This is a genomic window from Rothia sp. HMSC071F11 (genome assembly GCF_001809115.1).
Taxonomy (GTDB): domain Bacteria; phylum Actinomycetota; class Actinomycetes; order Actinomycetales; family Micrococcaceae; genus Rothia; species Rothia dentocariosa.
In genome coordinates, this window is sequence record NZ_KV795763.1 from 281,290 (window position 1) to 282,902 (window position 1,613).

Consider the following 1,613-nt stretch of genomic DNA (forward strand, 5'->3'; position numbering starts at 1 on the left):
TCAGCGGTATGCGCTCTGTGAGATTTCGCTCGATACGCTTTCTCTATAGAGTTGCTGGTTCACACGTACGCATTCTTGTATACTCATAAGTCCTGTGCAGTTCTAGGTAAACCCGCAATTTCCCTCTATGCGATATCGCCTTGTGCGGGGCGCGCACATAGAATGTCGCTAAGTACTATAGATGGGAGCATAGCGCTTTCCGCAATATGCGCGGGGAAGCCGCATTCGCTGGCTTGATGTCAAGAATAGATGGTTCCTGACATGGTTCATCACAAAGGAGAGCCTTCTGCCCTCATGGCTTTACTAAAATTCTTCAAATACGATCTCTTGATTACCCTGGTGGCACTTGCCGCAGCCGCCGTTTATGGTGGTGTATCAGGTTTGGTCTCCGCCGTTATTCTGATTGTCCTTGAGATCGTGTTCTCATTCGATAACGCGGGTGTGAACGCAAAATATCTGAATAAAATGTCGCACGCATGGCGCAATATCTTCTTGACAGTCGGCGTGCTGGTCGCTGTTTTTGGTATGCGACTTATCTTCCCGTTCCTGATCGTGTGCCTTGCGGGTCATGTAAGCCCGATCGAAGCCTGGAACCTTGCGATGGAACGCGGCGACCCGCATACGCCCGGAACCTACGGGTTTATTCTGGAATCCGCGCACCACACTATTGCTTCCTTCGGCGGCATGTTCTTATTGATGCTCTTTCTGTCCTTCCTGTTCGAGGCGGGTAAAGAGGTTCACTGGCTCTCCGTGATCGAAAAACCGCTCGCTAAAGCCGGGCACTTCGATTCCATGCCGGTCTTGGTTTCCGGGGTTCTCTTAGTGACGGCTTCTCAGCTTTTTGGCGCTGAGCATCATGAACAGTACAGCATTCTTATCTCTGGTCTTCTAGGTATGCTCACATTCCTGGCGACCAACGGTCTTGCAACATTTATGGAGGCTCGCAATGAAGAACGAGAAGAGTCGCTAGCAGAAGTCACCATGCTGACCGGCAAGGCCGCGTTCTCGATGTTCCTCTTCCTTGAGGTGCTGGATGCTTCCTTCAGTTTCGACGGTGTTCTCGGCGCATTTGCGGTAACCTCAGACCCGATTATTATTGCGCTCGGCTTGGGTGTGGGCGCGCTCTTCGTGCGGTCGATGACCATTTACCTGGTCGAAAAGGGGACCCTCCAAGAGCTGCGCTACCTGGACCACGGTGCACACTGGGCTATCGGTGTTCTCGCGCTCATGCTCCTAGCAACCCTCAAGTGGGATATCCCCGATTTCGTGATTGGCCTTTCCGGTATCGTGTTCATCGCCGGTTCAATTATTTCCTCCCGACGAGCAAATCGGTCGGATAAGTCTCTGCCCAAAGCCTCCAATCTTCACAATGCACCTGTAGAACAGGCAATGAATACTGAGGGTAAAAAGTAGGCTTTATAAATCTTGCTTATACACAAAGGTCCCGCATGCATCAATACGATGCGTGCGGAACCAGCTATATGCTCTGAAAAGCACAATCATTCATTCAATTACTGGCACCTAGAATGATTTGATCTGCCAGGCACCATCGGAATACTTACCCTGAAAATACACCGAAGTTTCTGTCTTACGTTGTTTTTCATCGGTGTAGT

1 protein-coding gene is annotated in these 1,613 nt (G+C 50.5%); it reads left to right on the top strand.

Features of this window, described 5'->3' with window-relative positions; all coding sequences use genetic code 11:
• The first annotated feature begins 294 nt into the window (after positions 1-294).
• Positions 295-1,413: a DUF475 domain-containing protein gene (locus tag HMPREF2554_RS09180; protein ID WP_070554873.1), complete on the top strand. Its 1,119-nt coding sequence runs from the start codon at positions 295-297 to the stop codon at positions 1,411-1,413.
• Positions 1,414-1,613: the final 200 nt, after the last annotated feature.